This is a genomic window from Erwinia sp. STN24 (genome assembly GCF_041320675.1).
Taxonomy (GTDB): Bacteria; Pseudomonadota; Gammaproteobacteria; order Enterobacterales; family Enterobacteriaceae; genus Erwinia; species Erwinia aeris.
Genome location: NZ_JBGGPM010000006.1, coordinates 165,606 through 183,700 on the forward strand (window position 1 = coordinate 165,606; position 18,095 = coordinate 183,700).

The 18,095-nt window shown below is 56.5% G+C and carries 13 protein-coding genes; 11 read left to right on the top strand and 2 right to left on the bottom strand.

The genetic code is table 11. The features are described 5' to 3' along the window. Positions 1–338 precede the first annotated feature (338 nt). The 3 genes from ACA373_RS18910 to ACA373_RS18920 are packed head-to-tail and all read left to right on the top strand — an operon-like array spanning position 339 to position 4,604. Positions 339–3,557 (top strand): molybdopterin cofactor-binding domain-containing protein, encoded by a 3,219-nt coding sequence (locus ACA373_RS18910; protein ID WP_370734957.1) that lies wholly within the window; start codon positions 339–341, stop codon positions 3,555–3,557. Between the two features lie 11 nt (positions 3,558–3,568). Beyond that, positions 3,569–4,030, top strand: a complete 462-nt coding sequence (locus ACA373_RS18915) for a (2Fe-2S)-binding protein (RefSeq protein ID WP_370734958.1) — start codon at positions 3,569–3,571, stop codon at positions 4,028–4,030. A 7-nt stretch (positions 4,031–4,037) separates the two neighbouring features. After that, on the top strand, positions 4,038–4,604 hold the full coding sequence (locus ACA373_RS18920) for an NTP transferase domain-containing protein (protein WP_301251889.1): 567 nt from the start codon (positions 4,038–4,040) through the stop codon (positions 4,602–4,604). A 3-nt stretch (positions 4,605–4,607) separates the two neighbouring features. On the opposite strand, the gene ACA373_RS18925 is transcribed toward ACA373_RS18920, so the two are convergent. Further along, positions 4,608–6,392 carry a sigma 54-interacting transcriptional regulator gene (locus tag ACA373_RS18925; RefSeq protein WP_370734959.1) on the bottom strand — a complete coding sequence of 595 codons (1,785 nt, stop codon included), beginning with the start codon at positions 6,390–6,392 and terminating at the stop codon, positions 4,608–4,610. 355 nt (positions 6,393–6,747) lie between these two features. Here ACA373_RS18925 and ygeW point away from each other — a divergent pair, with 355 nt between their 5' ends. The 5 genes from ygeW to arcC are packed head-to-tail and all read left to right on the top strand — an operon-like array spanning position 6,748 to position 12,753. After that, positions 6,748–7,938: a knotted carbamoyltransferase YgeW gene (gene ygeW, locus ACA373_RS18930; RefSeq protein WP_253457422.1), complete on the top strand. Its 1,191-nt coding sequence runs from the start codon at positions 6,748–6,750 to the stop codon at positions 7,936–7,938. Positions 7,939–7,981: 43 nt separating this feature from the next. Beyond that, complete coding sequence (locus ACA373_RS18935) at positions 7,982–9,178, top strand: diaminopropionate ammonia-lyase (RefSeq protein WP_370734960.1); 1,197 nt, start codon at positions 7,982–7,984, stop codon at positions 9,176–9,178. Between the two features lie 16 nt (positions 9,179–9,194). Then, a complete protein-coding gene (locus ACA373_RS18940) occupies positions 9,195–10,406 on the top strand; it encodes a YgeY family selenium metabolism-linked hydrolase (RefSeq protein WP_301730936.1) in 1,212 nt (403 codons plus the stop codon). Between the two features lie 29 nt (positions 10,407–10,435). Then, a complete protein-coding gene (hydA, locus tag ACA373_RS18945) occupies positions 10,436–11,824 on the top strand; it encodes a dihydropyrimidinase (protein WP_253457414.1) in 1,389 nt (462 codons plus the stop codon). Beyond that, positions 11,821–12,753 carry a carbamate kinase gene (gene arcC / locus ACA373_RS18950; RefSeq protein WP_253457411.1) on the top strand — a complete coding sequence of 311 codons (933 nt, stop codon included), beginning with the start codon at positions 11,821–11,823 and terminating at the stop codon, positions 12,751–12,753. Before hydA ends, arcC begins: the two co-directional genes overlap by 4 nt. 141 nt (positions 12,754–12,894) lie before the next feature. Here the strand turns inward: arcC and ACA373_RS18955 are convergent, their stop codons facing one another. Further along, complete coding sequence (locus ACA373_RS18955) at positions 12,895–13,017, bottom strand: XdhC family protein (RefSeq protein WP_301730938.1); 123 nt, start codon at positions 13,015–13,017, stop codon at positions 12,895–12,897. A gap of 341 nt (positions 13,018–13,358) precedes the next feature. On the opposite strand from ACA373_RS18955, the gene ygfK reads away from it, so the two are divergent. The 3 genes from ygfK to ACA373_RS18970 are packed head-to-tail and all read left to right on the top strand — an operon-like array spanning position 13,359 to position 18,008. Then, complete coding sequence (gene ygfK / locus ACA373_RS18960) at positions 13,359–16,466, top strand: putative selenate reductase subunit YgfK (protein ID WP_370734961.1); 3,108 nt, start codon at positions 13,359–13,361, stop codon at positions 16,464–16,466. Between the two features lie 2 nt (positions 16,467–16,468). Further along, entirely contained in the window at positions 16,469–17,794 is a 1,326-nt protein-coding gene (gene ssnA, locus ACA373_RS18965; protein ID WP_301251895.1) for a putative aminohydrolase SsnA, read from the top strand. Positions 17,795–17,852: 58 nt separating this feature from the next. Beyond that, positions 17,853–18,008, top strand: a complete 156-nt coding sequence (locus ACA373_RS18970; protein ID WP_253457399.1) for a hypothetical protein — start codon at positions 17,853–17,855, stop codon at positions 18,006–18,008. Positions 18,009–18,095: the final 87 nt, after the last annotated feature.

An 18,095-nucleotide genomic window follows, 5' to 3' on the forward strand; every position in this document is an offset into this window, starting at 1 on the left:
TCCCTTTCGTCGGGTTATGCAAAAAAAGGGCACATTTGCGGAAAAAAGCCATTCAGAACTGATTTTTGTGAGGCATTACGCAGTTGCTGACGAGAACGTCGGTTTGACAGAGGGATGTCGCCGCTATGGCAGATGTAAACAGGAGAATTACCGTCTCATTTTGAGAAAAAAACCTCAAAGTGAAACGACTCCAGCGACACACAAGCGAGCAGCGGACTTGTTTTAAATCAGTTTCTTCGAGATGCCTCACAGCCCTGTCGCTTGTCGCGGACATCTTCACACTCTGGCATATCACTTGCTTAGGGCTGTCCCGGGAAGCATCTGGAGGGCCAAAATCCGTGAAAACTCTTTTAGTGGGCAATGAAGTACCGCGCGTCGACGGCGAGGCGAAAGTCAGAGGCGCAGCCGTATATGGTGACGATATTGTGCTGAGAAACATGCTTTATGGCGTGTGTCGCTACGCCGATATCGCCGCAGGCCAAATCGCCTCGCTGGATATCTCGGAAGCGGAAAAACTACCTGGCGTGGTGAAAATCGCCACCTGGAAGGACATCCCAGGCCAGCGCTGTATCGGCGTGGTTATCCCGGACTATCCGCCTATCGTTGAGAGCGAAATTGCTTTTCGGGGGGACGTCATTGCCGTGATCGCGGCGGAAAGTTATGAAATAGCCTGCCAGGCCGCCGATAAAATCCGCGTAGCCTATACGCCCTGGACACCGATAACATCGGTGAGAGAAGCCATCAGGCCGGGGGCACGGCCCATCCACAGTGACAAAGAAAATAATATTATTAATCATCACCATACGATTAAGGGCGATATTGAGGCGGGCTTTGCGGCCTCCAGCTATATCTTTGAGCGCGATTTTGAGGTCGGCTTTCAGGAGCACGCCTATATTGAGCCGGAGTCGATCACCGTTGGCTACGACGATAATGAACAGATCGTCACGATTTATGGGTCAATACAAAACGCGCATCGCGTGCGCGGCATGGTGGCGAAATATCTGGATCTGCCGCAGTCGAAGGTTAACGTGAAGCGCTCCGTACTGGGCGGCTCTTTCGGCGGCAAAGACGATATTATCGATCATCTTGCCTGCCGCGCGGCGCTGCTGGCCGTACTGACTTCGCGCCCGGTAAAAATGACCTATAACCGCGAACAGTCAATGCGGGAAAGCTATAAACGCCATCCTTATCAGATGCATTACAAAATCGGTCTGGACGATCGGGCGCGTATCCAGGCAATAAAAATAGATATCCTTGCGGATGGCGGCAGCTATGCCGGGCAAACGCCTTTTGTCACCTGGCGTAGCTCCGTACAGGCTGCCGGGCCTTATAATATTCCCAACGTGCGCGTCGATATTACCGGCGTCTACACCAACAATAATTATACCTCCGCCTATCGCGGCTTTGGCGCGCCGCAGGTTATTTTTGCCAACGAATCGCTGATGGACGAGGTCGCGGAAAAAATGGGGCTGTCGCCCGTCGAGCTGCGCCTGAGAAACGTACTGCGCCAGAACGACACCAGCATGGCTGGGCAGGTTCTCAGCGAGCATCAGGTCTCCGCGCAGGAAGTCCTGCAAAAGGCTATCGACAAAACCGAGTTTTTGGCGAAGCGGGAGCACTATCGGCAGCTCAATCAGCTGGGCGGGCCGATTAAATATGGCATTGGGCTGGCGCTCAGTCATCGGGGCTGTTCGCTGGGCGCCGAGGGGCTGGATGCCTCTTCCGCGCTGATACAGATCAATGCCGACGGCAGCCTGAATCTTTCCACCTCCGTGTCTGAAAACGGCCAGGGATTGCAGACCACCATGTCGCTTATTGCAGCGGAAGCGTTTGGTCTGGATCTGACACAGATTCATTTCACCGATCCGCCGACCGCCATGATTGCTGATGGGGGATCTACCGTCGCGTCGCGCGGCACGCTAATGGGCGGACAGGCGGTGCTTAGCGCGGCGAATACCATCAAGCGACGCATGGCTAAAGCGCTGGCGCAAACGCTGGATGTAACCGATCCCGACGATCTGGTATGGGAAAACGGCACCGTATTTCACCGCCGACAACCCTCTAAGCGACTGCCGTTCCGGCAGGTCGTTGACGTGACCAAAGCTGCCGGTGCCAATCTTTCGGCTTACGGCTGGCACGTCGCGCCGGCTATCCACTGGGACGAAGAAAAAGGAAGCGGCAGCCCCTACTTTACCTGGGTTTACGGCTGTCAGGTCGCCGATATCGCGCTGGATACCCGCACCGGAAAAATTACGTTCAACAACGCCACGGCCGTGCATGACGTCGGCAAAGTGATCAACAAAGTCGGCTTTGAAGGGCAGGTCTACGGCGGTCTGGTTCAGGGCATGATCGGCTACGCCATGCTGGAAGAGTTCAATACAGAGCAAGGCGAGGTTAAGTCTGAGAACTTTGATACCTATCTGCTGCCCACGATTAAAGACGTGCCGAATATCGACATCGTCGCGGTAGAAAACCATGACAAGGCTGGCCCCTATGGCGCCAAAGTTATTGGCGAACCCGTGCTGGAGCTTGGCGGCGCGGCGCTAAATAACGCCGTGAGCTTCGCGCTTGGACGTCGCAACTATACGCTGCCGCTGACGCTGGAGCAGGTTCGCCTGGGCTACGCGTTGAAAAAACCGGTCCGCCAGAGCGAGCTACAGGCTGAATCGGGCGGTAAAAAACAGGTTTTACGGCTGAACACGCTACAAATTTACCGCCCGGACACGCTGGATGACGCGCTACGGGCGCTGGCCGACGGCCAGGCCAGGCCGATTGCAGGCGGAACGGATGTGCTGGTACAGGCGCGGCTTAGTACGGTGCCGCTGCCGCTGGTGGATATTTCAGGTTTGAAAGAACTACAGCGTATCGCCCTCTGCGATGAGGGCGTGACCATTGGGGCTGGCGTTTGCTTTAGTGATTTGACGGCTGACCAGCGGCTTCAGGAGCACTATCCGCTATTAATTACCGCCTGCAACACCATTGGTTCACTACAGCTCCGTAATCGGGCGACGCTGGGTGGCAATATCGTTAATGCCGCGCCCTGCGCAGACTCCGTACCGCCGCTGATTATCTATGACGCTATCGTCGTGCTGCAGAGCCAGCAGGCGCAGCGCCGCATGCCGCTGTCGGACTTTATTACCGCAGGCTATCGTACCCGGCTTCAGCCTGGCGAGTTGCTGACAGCGGTGATACTGCCCGCGCCCTATCGCGATCCTGGCCTTGAGCAACGCTATCTACAACTGGGTCGTCGCAATGCGCTGAACATTACCCGTCAGAGCTTTACCGGCCAGTTTACCTTCAATCATGCGGGGATGCTGGTTCGCTGTCGTCTGGTAGATGGCGCGCTGTTGAGTAAACCTCAACGCTTGATTGCGGTAGAGAAAGTTCTGACCGGACAGGCGTTGACGGTCGCACAGATAGAGGCGGGTGCCAGCGCGCTGGAAGCCCTGCTAATGGCGGCGATAGGCAACCGTTGGTCCGCCGCGTACAAGGTGCCGGTAGCGCTGGATATGCTGCGTCAAATGTTGCAGGAAGCCCGTGAAGCCGGGACAAAATAAGGAGCAAAAAAATGAACAGGATCGGGCTGACAGTAAACGGGGTTCAGGTTGAGAAAACGGTTGAGGGTAATCGCCGCCTGCTTGATTTTTTACGGGAGGATTTACAGCTGACCGGCACCAAAGAGGGCTGCTCGGTAGGCGAGTGCGGCGCCTGTACGGTGATCATGAACGGTAAGGCTGTCTGTTCATGCCTGGTGCTGGCGGCGCAGTGCGATGGTGCGACGGTCAGCACTATTGAAGCACTACACCAGGATGAAACCGGTAGAAAACTACAGCAGGAATTTGTGCGCCACGGCGGCGTGCAGTGCGGCTTTTGCACGCCGGGCGTGCTGATGAGCACCAAAGCGCTGCTGGATAAAAACCCTCGCCCGAGTGACCAGCAGATTGCAGAAGCGCTGGAGGGAAATCTTTGCCGCTGTACCGGTTACAAGCCAATTATTAAATCAATTAGGGCGGTGCTGAAGACGGAGTAAAGCCATTATGAAGGAATGTATTATGCTGGCGGCCGGACGCTCATCGCGTATGGGATGTTGGAAAATGCTGCTGCCATGGCAGGATACGACGGTGCTGGACATGGCCATCCGCAATGCGCTGGCGTTCTGCGACAGAGTTATCCTGGTTACAGGCTATCGTGCTGAAGAGCTTCATCAGCGTTACGCCCATTGGCCTGCCGTGGATCTTTGCCACAACGCCGGTTACCAGGCAGGGATGTTCTCTTCGGTACGCTGCGGTGCCGCCGCGCTTTCCGGCGGGCGCTTTTTCGTTGTGCCCGGAGATATGCCCGCGATTGATCCGACCATCTATGCACAGCTGTGGCGGCATCAAAGTCTCTGCTGCCAACTGCCCTGCTACGCGGGCAAAAATGGGCATCCGGTGCTTCTGCCTGCCGGGATGGCGGCGCGAATAACCGCAGCGCCTGAACAAAGTACGCTGCGCAAGCTGATTCAGGAATATGGCTGCATCAGCGTACCGATCGACAGCCCAACCGTTCACTGGGATTTAGACACGCCCGCACAGTATCAGCAACGCCTTAGCAACGCCTGCTGAAGCTCAGGCCTGCAGGCCATATTTTTTTATTTTCCGATACAGCGTCGCTACGCCAATGCCCAGCTCTTCCGCTATCTGCTTCTTATTACGGGTGCGCTGCAGCGCTTCTTCTATCAGGCTTTTTTCTACTGATTTCAGCTTTGCCCCTTCCTCTTCCTCTTTTTCGACCGGGCCGCAAACCGTTTTCGGCGGGTACGCCATCAACGGCACAGAACGAATTGTGGTATGGAACAGCGGAGGCAGTAAGGCGCCGTCTATTATCTCCCCTTCAGGAACGATATTGACCAGATACTCCACCAGATTGCTTAACTCGCGCACGTTGCCTGGCCACAGATAGCGTTGTAACAGCTCTATCGCTTCCCGGCTGATACCCGGATAGGCGCAGCCGATGCGCTGCGAGTGATGATTAAGAAAATAGTGCATCAAAAGTTCGATATCCCCTTCGCGATCGCGCAGCGGCGGCACCTCCAGCGGAATAACGTTCAGGCGATAGTAGAGATCCTCCCGGAACTTTCCCTCCTCAATAAATTGCCGCAGGTTTTGATGCGTAGCGGAAATAATTCGAATATCGACAGACACAGGGCGGCTTGCGCCAACGGGCAGCACCTCGCGGTTTTCTATCGCCCGCAGTAAACGAGCCTGCAGGCTCAGCGGCATATCGCCAATTTCATCCAGAAACAGCGTGCCGCCATTGGCTGACTGGATCAGCCCCGCCCGTCCGCCGGGCGCCGCGCCGGTAAAAGCGCCTTTTACATAGCCGAACAGCTCGCTTTCCAGCAGGTTTTCAGGAATGGCCGCACAGTTTATCGCCACAAACGGCCTGTCGTGCCTTTTGCTGAGCCTGTGGATAGCCCGCGCCACCACCTCTTTTCCGGTGCCGCTTTCCCCCAGTATCATCACGCTGGAAGGGCTGGAGGCGATGCGCATAATCAGCCGTTTCAGTTTGTGGATTGCTTTGGATTTTCCTACCAGCCGTTCAATGCCGGGCGGCTCGTTTTCAGTCAGCAAAGAAGCAGCCAGCGCGTCCTGATGAAAAGCCATTAAAAAGAGTTTTTGCTGACCGATATGATGTAGCTGCCCCGTCAACAGCATCTGCTGGTCGCCCATAATCACGCGGTGCTGGGTATGACCGTGAGCCGCTTTCCGCTGACGGCTGAGCGGCTCAATAGCCAGGGATCTTCCCGTTAAACTTTCGTGAGTGGCATCCAGCTGGCTGAGCGCACGATCGTTAACGGCTTTTACTTTACCGTCCCGATCCAGCAGGATCACCCCTTGATCCATACTGCCTAACAGCGTGTGCCAGACGGCATCGCTTTGCGTTTGCCGTGGCTGAGCGCTGGCGAGATTAGCCACCAGCAGTCGGGAAACGTGCCGCATATACTGCACAAACATATCCGCGTTATCGCTGAGTTTTCGGTGCTGCTCATTATTGACGGCAATAAGGCTGATGACGCCCAGACAACGGTGAGGGGCCAGGATAGGTACGCCGATAAAAGCTCGCTCTTTGCAAAACTGTCGGTGCTGACAGGCTTTGCACAGGGGGTTGTACCGCGAGTCGACGACAACCATTTCCTTTTGCGTTTCGATGACGTTTCTGAGCAGATGGTTATTGCTTTCCGGACTATGTCCGAAGCGATAACTGTAAGGGCCGGTGCCGGCAATGCGAATGAGGTGGCGATCGACAACCTCCACTTCCATTTCCAGCACGTTAGCCAGCAGGCTGCTGAAATTCAGAATGGTCGGCTGTATGGCCATCAGACCAGAGGGTAACGATGGAGCTTCATCCATGACGTGCATCCTTTTGTTCACAATCCCTTCTCTCATCCTGGAGAGTCATGTGCTGAATCTCATTTTGAGAGAAACAGCAGGCTTTATCATTTTGAGCGCTGAGAATCCAACGATCGCGTAACACCATACTCCGTCATGCCCTTGGCTGTCATGCCCGTTACCCTGCTCAAGCCCTCTTCATTAACCACATCGTTTTAAAATTGCTACATATCTCGCAAATTCGGCGACAGATCACGTTTTTCCGCCACCGATAGCCGCGTCTCCCACTCCTGGCACAGAAGTTGATTACAGCGGTCAGGCTTCCTGCCATGTCGTTAGCGGCAGGGATAACGTATCGCTATAAGGAATCGCTTAAATGGAAGAGACAGGCGCACTGCTACGGACCATTGGCCAGAGGAAAACTGGCCTGGCCAGTAAAGATTTTTTGCTTACCTGGGAGCAAACCCGCGAAGAACTTGAGCAAGTGCTGGATATTGCTCAGGTGATGAAAATCATGCGTGAGAAAAACATCGATACCCGGATTTTTAATAGTGGGCTCGGTATTTCAGTTTTCCGCGACAACTCCACCCGTACGCGTTTTTCCTACGCCTCGGCGCTGAATCTGCTGGGGCTGACGCAACAGGATTTGGACGAGGGCAAATCGCAGATCGCGCATGGCGAAACGGTACGTGAAACCGCCAATATGATCTCCTTTTGCGCGGATGCGATCGGCATTCGCGACGACATGTATCTGGGCGCGGGTAACGCCTATATGCGGGAAGTCGGTGCAGCGCTGGATGAGGGCTTTAGCCAGGGCGTTCTGCCCCAGCGGCCTGCCCTGGTCAATCTGCAATGCGATATCGATCACCCCACGCAGTCCATGGCGGATTTGGCCTGGCTTAAAGAACATTTCGGCGGGCTGGACCAGCTGAAAGGCAAAAAAATCGCCATGACCTGGGCCTATTCGCCCAGCTACGGCAAACCGCTTTCGGTACCTCAGGGCATTATTGGATTGATGAGCCGTTTTGGTATGGAAGTCACGCTGGCGCATCCCGAGGGCTACGACCTTATCCCCGACGTGCTGGAAGTGGCCCAGCGCAACGCCAAAGCGTCCGGCGGCAGCTTCCGTCAGGTCAGCACGATGGAAGAGGCGTTCCGTGACGCCGATATCGTCTATCCAAAATCCTGGGCGCCCTGGCAAGTGATGCAGCAAAGAACCATGCTGCTGCGCAATCAGGATACCGCCGGACTAAAAGCCCTTGAGCAGCATTGTCTGCAACAAAATGCGCGTCATCAGCAGTGGCACTGTACGGAAGAGATGATGAAGCTGACCCGCGACGGCAGCGCGCTCTATATGCACTGTCTGCCCGCCGACATCACCGACGTTTCCTGCGAGGCGGGCGAGGTCGCCGCCAGCGTTTTTGAGCGCTATCGCATTGCCACCTATAAAGAGGCCAGCTGGAAACCGTGGATCATCGCCAGCATGATCCTGGCCCGAAAATTTGCCGATCCCGCTGCCGTGCTGACCCGCCGCCTCCAGGAAGCGCAGCCAAGGATTAAATGCTGAAAAAACCACGGTTCCCGATCACTTTTTTGAGGAAAGGTCAGCTATGTCCAGCTTCGAGTTAAAAATGGTTATTGAAGACAACGCGGCATATGCGCCTGAACGTTCCGACCTGTTCAACCGCCGCACCGCCAGGGCCGCACGGGCTTTTCACAGCAAGCTGCCGGGCTATCGTCCGACTCCGCTGCTCTCTTTGCCCGCTCTGGCCGCCGCGCTCGGCGTTGAACAAATCCTGGTTAAGGATGAGTCGCAACGCTTTGGTCTGAACGCTTTCAAAATGCTTGGCGGCGCATGGGCTATTGCCCGCCTGCTCTGCAAAGAAACCGGCAGCGATATTAACGAATTTTCCTTTGCCGCCTTTCGTCAGCAGCAGCGCGTACCCATGACGTTTGCCACCACCACAGATGGCAACCACGGGCGCGGCGTTGCCTGGGCGGCGCGCCAGCTGGGACAACATGCCGTTATCTATATGCCTAAAGGCTCCTCGCCCGCCCGCGTCAAACATATTACCGACCTGGGCGCCGAGTGCATCGTTACCCAAATGAACTACGACGACACGGTGCGTCTGACCATGCGCAATGCCGAAAAGCAGGGCTGGAAAGTCGTGCAGGACACCGCCTGGGAAGGCTATAGCGAGGTACCCACCTGGATTATGCAGGGCTACGCCACGCTGGCGGATGAAGCCGTAGAGCAAATGCAGGCGCTGGGCACTTCGCCGACCCACGTTTTTTTGCAGGCGGGCGTGGGGGCAATGGCTGCTGGCGTGCTCGGCTATTTGTGCGACGTATACGAGGCCGCCAGCCTGCATGCCGTGGTCGTAGAGCCGGACAAAGCCGACTGTCTCTTTCGTTCCGCCAAACGGGGCGAAATGGTCAACGTGGGCGGCGAGATGAATACCATTATGGCCGGGCTGGCCTGCGGCGAGCCAAATCCGCTTGGCTGGCCGCTATTGCGCGGCTGCGCCCGGCAGTTTATCTCCTGCGAAGATCGCGTCGCCGCTTTGGGGATGCGCGTGCTGGGTAATCCGCTGGGCGACGATCCACGCATTATATCCGGCGAATCGGGCGCGGTCAGCGCAGGCGTGCTGGCTGCCGTTCTGCATCATCCTCAGTCGCAGGCGCTAAAAGAAAAATTCAGGCTTACCCCGGCTTCGCGCGTGCTGCTGCTCAGCACCGAAGGCGACACCGATCCTCAGCACTACCGGGAAGTGGTGTGGGAAGGAAAAGACGGCATTACCGCTTAATTAACAGGAGTTAACCATGAAATCCGTTCCGTTCGACGATATTCTTGCTCTGGCAAATAAATACCAGCCGGAAATGACGCGTTTTCTGCGTGAGATGATCGCCATTCCCAGCGAAAGCTGCGATGAAAAGCTTGTGGTCGCGCGCATACGTCAGGAGATGGAAAAAGTAGGGTTCGATAAAATCGAGATCGATCCCATGGGAAATATTTTGGGCTATATCGGTCACGGCCCACGCCTGCTGGCGATGGACGCCCATATCGACACGGTGGGCATCGGCAATCGCAAAAACTGGCGTTTCGATCCTTACGAAGGCATGGAGGATAACGAGCTGATCGGCGGGCGTGGATCCTCGGATCAGGAAGGCGGCATGGCGGCAATGGTTTACGCAGCAAAGATCATCAAGGATCTCCGGCTGGAAGACGACTACACGCTGCTGATTACCGGAACGGTTCAGGAAGAGGACTGTGACGGCCTTTGTTGGCAATATCTTATTGAGCAGATGAATATCCGGCCCGAATTTGTCATCAGTACGGAGCCTACCGACTGTCAAATCTATCGCGGACACCGTGGCCGCATGGAAATACGGGTAGAGGTACAGGGCGTCAGCTGCCACGGCTCTGCGCCGGAACGCGGCGATAACGCGATTTTCAAAATGGCGCCCATCCTGACCGAGCTGCAGGCGCTGTCCGGCAAGCTGGGCAATGACGAATTCCTGGGTAAAGGCACGTTGACCGTTTCGGAAATCTTTTTCACCTCGCCCAGCCGCTGTGCCGTCGCAGACAGCTGCGCCATTTCCATCGATCGTCGTCTCACCTGGGGCGAAACATGGGAAAACGCGCTGGAGGAGATCCGCGCTCTGCCTGCCGTTAAATCGGCTAAGGCAGAAGTCTCGCTTTATACCTACGAGCGCCCTTCCTGGACGGGGCTGGTCTACCCAACCGACTGCTACTTTCCTACCTGGAAAGTGGAGCCTGACCACATCACCGTCAAAACGCTTAGCGCGGCCTATCGGGGCCTGTTTAAACGCGAGCCGGTGGTGGATAAGTGGACCTTTTCCACCAACGGCGTTTCCATTATGGGACGTCATGGCATTCCCGTTATCGGCTTTGGGCCAGGTAAAGAGCCAGAAGCCCACGCGCCGAATGAAAAAACCTGGAAAGCGCATCTGGTCACCTGCGCCGCACTCTATGCCGCCACGCCTTTGACCTGGCTACAGCAGCAGGCCTGACGGCAACCGGCGTCGACAGGAGGACGGGGATGAAAACGTTACTGAAGGGAGGCACCCTGGTAGATGACGCCGGGGAATACCGCCAGGATCTGCTGATCATGCAGGGAAAAATCGTTCGTCGCGCGCCGCAAATCGAGGCGGACGAAACCATGAACATTATCGACGCTCGTGAGCTACTGGTAATGCCGGGCGGTGTGGATGTGCATACCCATTTTAATATCGACGTCGGCATCGCGCAGAGCTGCGACGACTTTTTTGCCGGTACGCGCGCCGCAGCCTGCGGCGGTACCACCACTATTGTCGATCATATGGGCTTTGGCCCGCCAGGCTGCACGCTGCACCACCAGCTGGAGAAATATCATCGCGACGCGGTCGAGGCAGTTATCGATTACAGTTTTCACGGCGTGATCCAGCATGTGACGCCTCAAATTCTGGAGGAGATCGCGCCGATGGCGCAGCATGAGGGGATCAGCAGCTTCAAATTTTATCTGACCTACGATTATATGCTGCATGATGAAGATGTCCTGAACGTGCTGCAGCGCCTTAACGAAGCGGGCGCGCTGGCCACGGTGCACCCGGAGAACGATGCGGCCATACGCTGGCGACGACAGCAGTTTAAGCAACAGGGGAAAACGGCGCCCGTCTGGCACGCTCACAGCCGTCCGCTGGCCTGCGAAGCGGAGGCGATCGCGCGCGCTATCAACCTGGCCAGGCTGGCGGACAATGCGCCTTTATATATCGTTCATCTCTCCAACGGCCTCGGGCTGGATTATGTCCGTATGGCGCGCGCCAGCGGCCAGCCGGTATGGGCAGAAACCTGCCCCCAGTATCTGCTGCTGGACATCAACCGCTACCTGCGGCCTGACGGGCTGAAATACATCCTCAGCCCGCCGCTGCGGCCATGCAGCGAGCGGGATAAATTATGGGTTGGTATCGCCAACGGCGCGATTGATACCCTGGCTACCGACCACTGCAATTTTCCTTACCGGCAACGCCAACAGATGGCGGCCAACGATTTTACCCGCTGCCCCAACGGCCTGCCGGGCGTAGAGAATCGCCTGGCCCTGCTTTTTTCCGAAGGCGTGATGAAAGGGCGTATCAGCCGTTCACGCTTTGTTTCGCTAACCAGCACGATGCCCGCAAAACTGTTTGGTCTGTGGCCGGAAAAAGGCAGCCTACAGCCCGGCGCGGATGCCGATCTGGTGCTTTTCGATCCCCGACGTCAGCAGATTATCCACCATGCCGATCTGCATGATAACGGCGACTATACGCCCTATGAAGGCTTCTGCTGTCAGGGCTGGCCGGTTATGACCCTTTCACGTGGAACAGTGGTCTGTCGGGAAGGCCGCTTTACCGGTCAGGCAGGACACGGCCGCTTTATTTCTCGCAAGCCATTTGTAACAGGGAGTCACCTATGAAAAAGAGGATAGTACTGGCGCTGGGCGGCAACGCGCTTGGCGCGGGGCTGATGGAGCAGATGCAGGCCGTGCAGAATACGGCGGAAACCATTGTGGCGTTGATAGCCGAAGGCCACGAGCTGGTGATCACCCACGGCAACGGCCCACAGGTAGGGATGATCCATCAGGCCTTTGAAGCGGCGGCCCACACGGCGGCGCATTCTCCGGTATTGCCGATGTCGGTATGTGTGGCGCTTAGTCAGGGATATATCGGTTACGATCTGCAAAACGCGCTGCGGGAAGCGCTGCTTAATCAGAACATGGATAAAAACGTGGTATCGCTGATCACGCAGGTGCGCGTGGACGCGCGCGATCCCGCTTTCACTCATCCCGACAAGCCGATCGGCTCTTTTCTGTCAGAAGAGGAGGCGCGCAAGCTGAAATCAACAGGGATGCTGCTGATGGAGGATGCCGGGCGCGGCTGGCGACGGGTAGTTGCCTCGCCCAAACCGTTGGAGATCGTCGAAGCGCGCGCGGTAAAAACCCTGCTGGAAGCCGGTCAGATTGTGATTACCGCTGGCGGCGGCGGCATCCCGGTGGTCGCCCAGGGAAATCATCTACAGGGCGCAAATGCCGTTATTGATAAGGATCTTGCCAGCGCGGTGCTGGCTCAGGATATCGATGCGGATATGCTGATTATTCTGACCGCGGTCGAAAAAGTTGCTATCGATTTCCGTAAGCCGACGGAGCGCTGGCTGGACACGCTGACGCCGCAGGAAGCTTTGCACCATATTACTGATAATCAGTTCGCGCCAGGCTCGATGCTGCCGAAAGTCGAAGCGGCCGTCGCGTTTGCCGAATCAAAGCCTGGCCGTCAGGCCCTGATTACGCTGCTTTCTAAGGCCAGAGAAGGGATTGTTGGCCAGACCGGCACGCTTATTCAACAGTAGCGGCAGAGCGCGCATCGGCGGCTGTTTCAGGCCTGCCCTGCCGCCGATGCGTCGGATCGGCGCGGCCACAATGCTTACCGCTATCTCTTCCGGCGCCAGATGTTCAATCATTCCCCCTCCAATCGTCCCGTCCGTTTTGCCCTATTCTCGCACCAGCATGGTGGCTACGTGACGCGGTGCAGAGCCGCGACTCTCGACGACATGTAATAGCGCAAAAGCGCGGTTTTCCTTCCCCAGACGGCTGGCTATAGCAGACAGGCTCACCTCCTTCTCCTGAATGTGGATCTTTTAGTCTGCTGCAACCGTTGTGCCGCTTTTTTCAGCGCGACGGGCAACTGGCCAGGGCAAGCCTTCTCATAATGAGAGCTTACGTTCTTATATTGCGAAGATTTCCCCATGTCGCGCCAGGCCTGGCCATTCTGGATGCTACTCATTCTCACTACCTGCTTTTCTACGGGCAGGCAGACGATGATTTTGCGAATAGTGTCACGAAACCTGCATGAAAAGACATCGCTAAACGCCTCTGGCTCACTTGTTGCTAAGCACTGACAAAACTGCATTTGTTTACACGAGCGGCATCGCTCAGCAGCATTAAGGAGCTACTTATGGGTGACATCATGCGTCCCATCCCTTTCGATGAACTTTTGATGCGAACCTGCGCGGAATATCAAGAGAATCGTTCGATTTTCGGCATCCCGGAAACGGAATTTTATCAACGGGATCCGCGTCGCCAAATCGCTTTGTTTGGCGAAAGCTGCGACACGCCTGTCGGCCCGGCCGCCGGGCCGCATACGCAGCTGGTGCAAAATATCATCGTGTCCTGGCTGACCGGCGGCAGTTTTATCGAGTTGAAAACCGTGCAGATCCTGGACAGGCTGGAGCTTGAAAAGCCCTGTATTGATGCCAGCGACGAAGCTTTTAACACCGAGTGGTCCACCGAATTTACGCTGAAGAAGGCCTGGGACGAATACCTGAAGGCCTGGTTTATCCTGCACCTGCTGGAAACGATTTATACGCCACGGCGCGACGGCGCAAAACGCTCTTTTATTTTTAATATGAGCGTCGGCTACGACCTGCAGGGCATAAAGCAGCCCGCTATGCAGACCTTTATCAATGAGATGCTGGACGCCGCTCAGAATGAGAAATTCGCGCTTTATCAACAAAAGCTGCAGCGTTTTATTACTCAGGGCGACTGGCAGCTGCTGCAAAAAGCCCAGCCCGCTGATTTACAGGCGTTGCCCGTACGCATTTCCAGCCGCATGGTCAACAGCGTGACGCTTTCCACCATGCATGGCTGCCCGCCTGACGAAATCGAGTCTATTTGTCGCTATATGCTGACAGAGAAGCAGCTGCACACCTTTGTTAAGCTGAATCCCACGCTGCTGGGATATCAGCGCGTGCGTCAGATCCTCGATAACAATGGTTTTGACTATATCGAGTTGAACGAGGCGTCTTTCAGCCACGATCTGCCGCTTGGGCAAGCATTGGGAATGCTTGAAAGATTAATGGCGCTGGGGCGGGAAAAACAGCGGACTTTCGGTGTAAAACTGACCAATACGCTGGGCGCTCGTAATCATAAGCATCGCCTGCCGGGCGAAGAGATGTATATGTCGGGGCGCGCCCTCTATCCGCTATCGATTAACGTTGCGGCGCTGCTTTCAACCCATTTCGCCGGCAGGCTGCCCATCTCCTATTCGGGCGGTGCCAGCCAGTACAATATCGCCGATATTTTCGCGACTGGCATCCAACCGATCACCCTGGCTACCGACCTGCTCAAGCCCGGCGGCTATCTGCGGCTGAAGACCTGCGCGCAAATCCTGGAAAACAGTCAGGGCTGGGAACGCCAGTGCATCGATGTTGCCGGGCTGCAAAAGCTGGCTGATGATGCCCTGTCCGCCCAATGGGCGCAAAAGTCATGGAAATCTCGCGAGCAGATAGACGTAGGCGGCCCGCTGCCGCTGACGGATTGCTATGTCGCGCCCTGCGTCACCGCCTGCGCTATTCATCAGGATATTCCGGAATACCTGCGGCTGGCGGGAGAAGGCCGTTATGTCGAGGCACTGGATCTTATCTATCAACGCAATGCGCTACCGGCCATTACGGGCCATATTTGCGACCATCAGTGTCAGAACAACTGCACCCGACTGGATTACGACAATGCGCTGAATATTCGGCGTATCAAAAAAATTGTGCTGGAAAAAGGCTGGGAGACCTATCGTCAACGCTGGCACAAACCGGCAGGCTCGGGCGATAAACACCCCGTTGCGATCCTGGGTGCCGGCCCGGCAGGGCTTGCCGCCGCCTTTTTTCTGGCGCGGGCGGGCCATCCGGTTACGCTGTTTGAGCGGGAAGCCACGCCAGGCGGCATCGTGCAGCATATCGTGCCGCGTTTTCGCATTCCGGCGCACCTGATTGAGCAGGACATTCAGTTTATTGCCGACCACGGCGTGAGGTTCGTTTTCAACTGTGACCCTCATCTGACGCTTGAGCAGCTTCGTCAGCAGGGCTTCCGCTGGATCTGCATAGGTATTGGCGCGAGAAAAAGCAACGCGCTGTCGCTGGCAGGCGGCAATCCGCACGTGTTCGACGCCTTTGGCTTTTTGCAGCAATTTAACCAGCAGCGAGTCGATCCGGCTATTCAGGGCGATGTGGCGGTAGTCGGCGCGGGCAATACGGCAATGGACTGCGCCAGGGCCGCGCTGAAGGTGCCAGCCGTGCGATCGGTAACGCTGCTTTATCGTCGGGAAGAGCGGGATATGCCCGCCTGGCCGGAAGAGATAGCGGAAGCCAGGCAGGATGGCGTGCAGTTTATGACGTTGGTGAATCCGGAAACTTTTACGCCTGACGGAGGCCTGACGCTGCGAGTGATGCAGCCCGGCGAACCTGACTCACAGGGGCGCCGTCGTCCGTTAGCCACATCACAAACGCTGAACCAACGCTTTGACGCCCTGATAGCCGCTACCGGAGAAAAACCGGACGGCGAAATACTCCGGCAAATCGGCCTGCCGCTCTCCGCTTCCGGGCAGGTTGACGTTGACCCGCATACGCTGGAAACCAGCCTGCCGAACGTTTTTTTAATCGGCGACGTACAGAGCGGCCCCGCTTCGGTCGTGGCCGCAATTGGCGACGCCCGTAAAGCGACCCGCACTATCCTCCAGCGGGAAAATATCCACTGCGACGACGAGCACAAGCGCTGGCTGAACAGCAATCCCCTCACCATTTATCAGCGACGCGGCATTGTTGCCGTACGGCAGATTGATGCAGACGACCAGGAAGCTTTTGCCAGGCAGGAAGCGGCCCGATGCCTGGAATGCAACTACGTCTGTGCGCGCTGCGTTGATGTCTGTCCAAACCGTGCCAACGTCGCGCTTGCCGTGCCGGGTTTCAGCAGTCGTCAACAGATCCTGCATCTGGATGCGCTTTGCAACGAATGCGGCAACTGCGCACAGTTCTGCCCGTGGCGGGGCAAACCTTATCAGGACAAGATTACCCTGTTCAGTCGTCAGGATGATTTTGACAACAGCAGCAACCCCGGATTTTTGTTGGATAAGCAGAGCGTGCGGCTACGCCTGAACAACCGTGTCTGGCAGCTAAACGTTGACGACCGGGGCGAAATCACGGAAGCGCTGCCTGAAGACTTAAAGACAATGGCCCGCATCATCAGCTACACGCGTCAGCAGCATTCTTATCTGCTGAGCAGAGTGGAGGAATAACCATGCTGCTGCTAAAAAACTGCACCCTAATAAATTTCAATCCCGCCCGGGTTGTCGAAAACGGTGATATCGCCATCGATGGCGAAAAAATTATTGCCGTCGGCGGCGATTTGTCGGCGGATTATCCTCATGCGCAATGCAAATATCTGCACGGCAAACTGGTTATGCCAGGGCTGGTCTGTGCGCATAATCATTTTTACTCCGGCCTCTCGCGGGGGATCATGGCGCCGATAGCGCCCTGCCCGGACTTTATCTCTACGTTAAAAAACCTCTGGTGGCGGCTGGATCGCGCACTGGATGAAGAGTCGCTCTATTACAGCGGCCTGATCTGTTCGCTGGAGGCCATCCGCCACGGCTGCACTGCGGTTATCGATCATCATGCTTCGCCAAATCTTATCAAAGGATCGCTGGCGATCCTGCGGCGCGGCTTTATTGAAGCCGGACTGCGCGGCATGACCTGTTTTGAAACCACGGATCGCAACGGCGGCCTGAAGGAGCTGGAAGCAGGCATCGCGGAAAATATCGATTTTGCCCGGCTGATTGACGCCCGGCGAAACGATAGCCTGGAAGAGCGCCTGGTGGAATGCCATATCGGCGCGCACGCTCCCTTCACCGTGCCGGACAGCGGCCTGACGATGCTGGCCGAAGCGAAGCAGGAAACGGGGCGCGGCCTGCATATCCACGTAGCGGAAGATCGTTACGATGTTTCACACAGTCACGACAGATACGGCATGGATCCTATTGCCCGCCTTGATAAATTCGGCCTGCTGGATGAGAAAACGCTTATCGCCCATGGACTCTGGCTCTCGGCCGATGAGATTGCGTTGCTGAACCAGCGTAGCGCCTGCCTGGCGCACAATGCGCGATCCAACATGAACAATCATGTCGGCTACAACCATCATCTGGCTGATTACCAGCTGGCGGCGCTTGGCACCGACGGTATCGGTGCCGACATGTTTGAGGAGCTGAAATTCGCTTATTTCAAACACCGGGACGCGGGCGGCCCGCTCTGGCCTGACAGCTTTTTGCGCATGTTGCATAACGGCAATATTTTGCTGGAGCGTAATTTTGCCCAACCTTTTGGTCAGCTGGCGGCGGGCTATACCGCCGATTTGACCATCTGCGACTACGTTTCACCGACGCCGTTGCAGGCGGAAAATCTCGCCGGGCATCTGGCTTTTGGACTTAACAGCGCGGCGGTGCACAGCGTCATTATCGCCGGCCGGCTGGTCTATGAAGATCGTCAGTTCCCCTCCGACATTGCACCGCTCTATGCGCGGGCGCGCAAAGCCGCAGCCAGGCTGTGGCAAAACATGGCAAAGCTGTAGATCTGTACGCCTTCGAATCGTAGCCGGGTGCGTTCCCAGCCGTAAGGGAGATACATTAATGAACGCTTCTGTCGCTCGTCCTGAACCGCTTCCGGTTTCTGCGCCGCCTGTCGATCGGGTATTGCCCGCCGGACACCCGACCCTCTTTGGCCTGGAGCATGTGCTGGTATGCCGTGCCGCTGGCCATCGGCACGGCGTCTGGCATAGCCGGTAAACGGATTATCGTGCCGTCCGGCTGCGCTTTGGTGGTCTGTCGCTTTGCCACCTCGCTGCCGCCGCAGCATTTCTTCCGCAGGCAGTG

Bases quoted from the DNA above. Each gene is read 5' to 3' on its own strand.
- ygeW (WP_253457422.1), top strand. From the start codon at position 6,748: ATGGAAGAGACAGGCGCACTGCTACGGACCATTGGCCAGAGGAAAACT.
- hydA (WP_253457414.1), top strand. From the start codon at position 10,436: ATGAAAACGTTACTGAAGGGAGGCACCCTGGTAGATGACGCCGGGGAA.
- ssnA (WP_301251895.1), top strand. From the start codon at position 16,469: ATGCTGCTGCTAAAAAACTGCACCCTAATAAATTTCAATCCCGCCCGG.
- ACA373_RS18970 (WP_253457399.1), top strand. From the start codon at position 17,853: ATGAACGCTTCTGTCGCTCGTCCTGAACCGCTTCCGGTTTCTGCGCCG.
- ACA373_RS18925 (WP_370734959.1), bottom strand. From the start codon at position 6,392: ATGGATGAAGCTCCATCGTTACCCTCTGGTCTGATGGCCATACAGCCG.
- ygfK (WP_370734961.1), top strand. From the start codon at position 13,359: ATGGGTGACATCATGCGTCCCATCCCTTTCGATGAACTTTTGATGCGA.
- ACA373_RS18920 (WP_301251889.1), top strand. From the start codon at position 4,038: ATGAAGGAATGTATTATGCTGGCGGCCGGACGCTCATCGCGTATGGGA.
- ACA373_RS18935 (WP_370734960.1), top strand. From the start codon at position 7,982: ATGTCCAGCTTCGAGTTAAAAATGGTTATTGAAGACAACGCGGCATAT.
- arcC (WP_253457411.1), top strand. From the start codon at position 11,821: ATGAAAAAGAGGATAGTACTGGCGCTGGGCGGCAACGCGCTTGGCGCG.
- ACA373_RS18940 (WP_301730936.1), top strand. From the start codon at position 9,195: ATGAAATCCGTTCCGTTCGACGATATTCTTGCTCTGGCAAATAAATAC.
- ACA373_RS18915 (WP_370734958.1), top strand. From the start codon at position 3,569: ATGAACAGGATCGGGCTGACAGTAAACGGGGTTCAGGTTGAGAAAACG.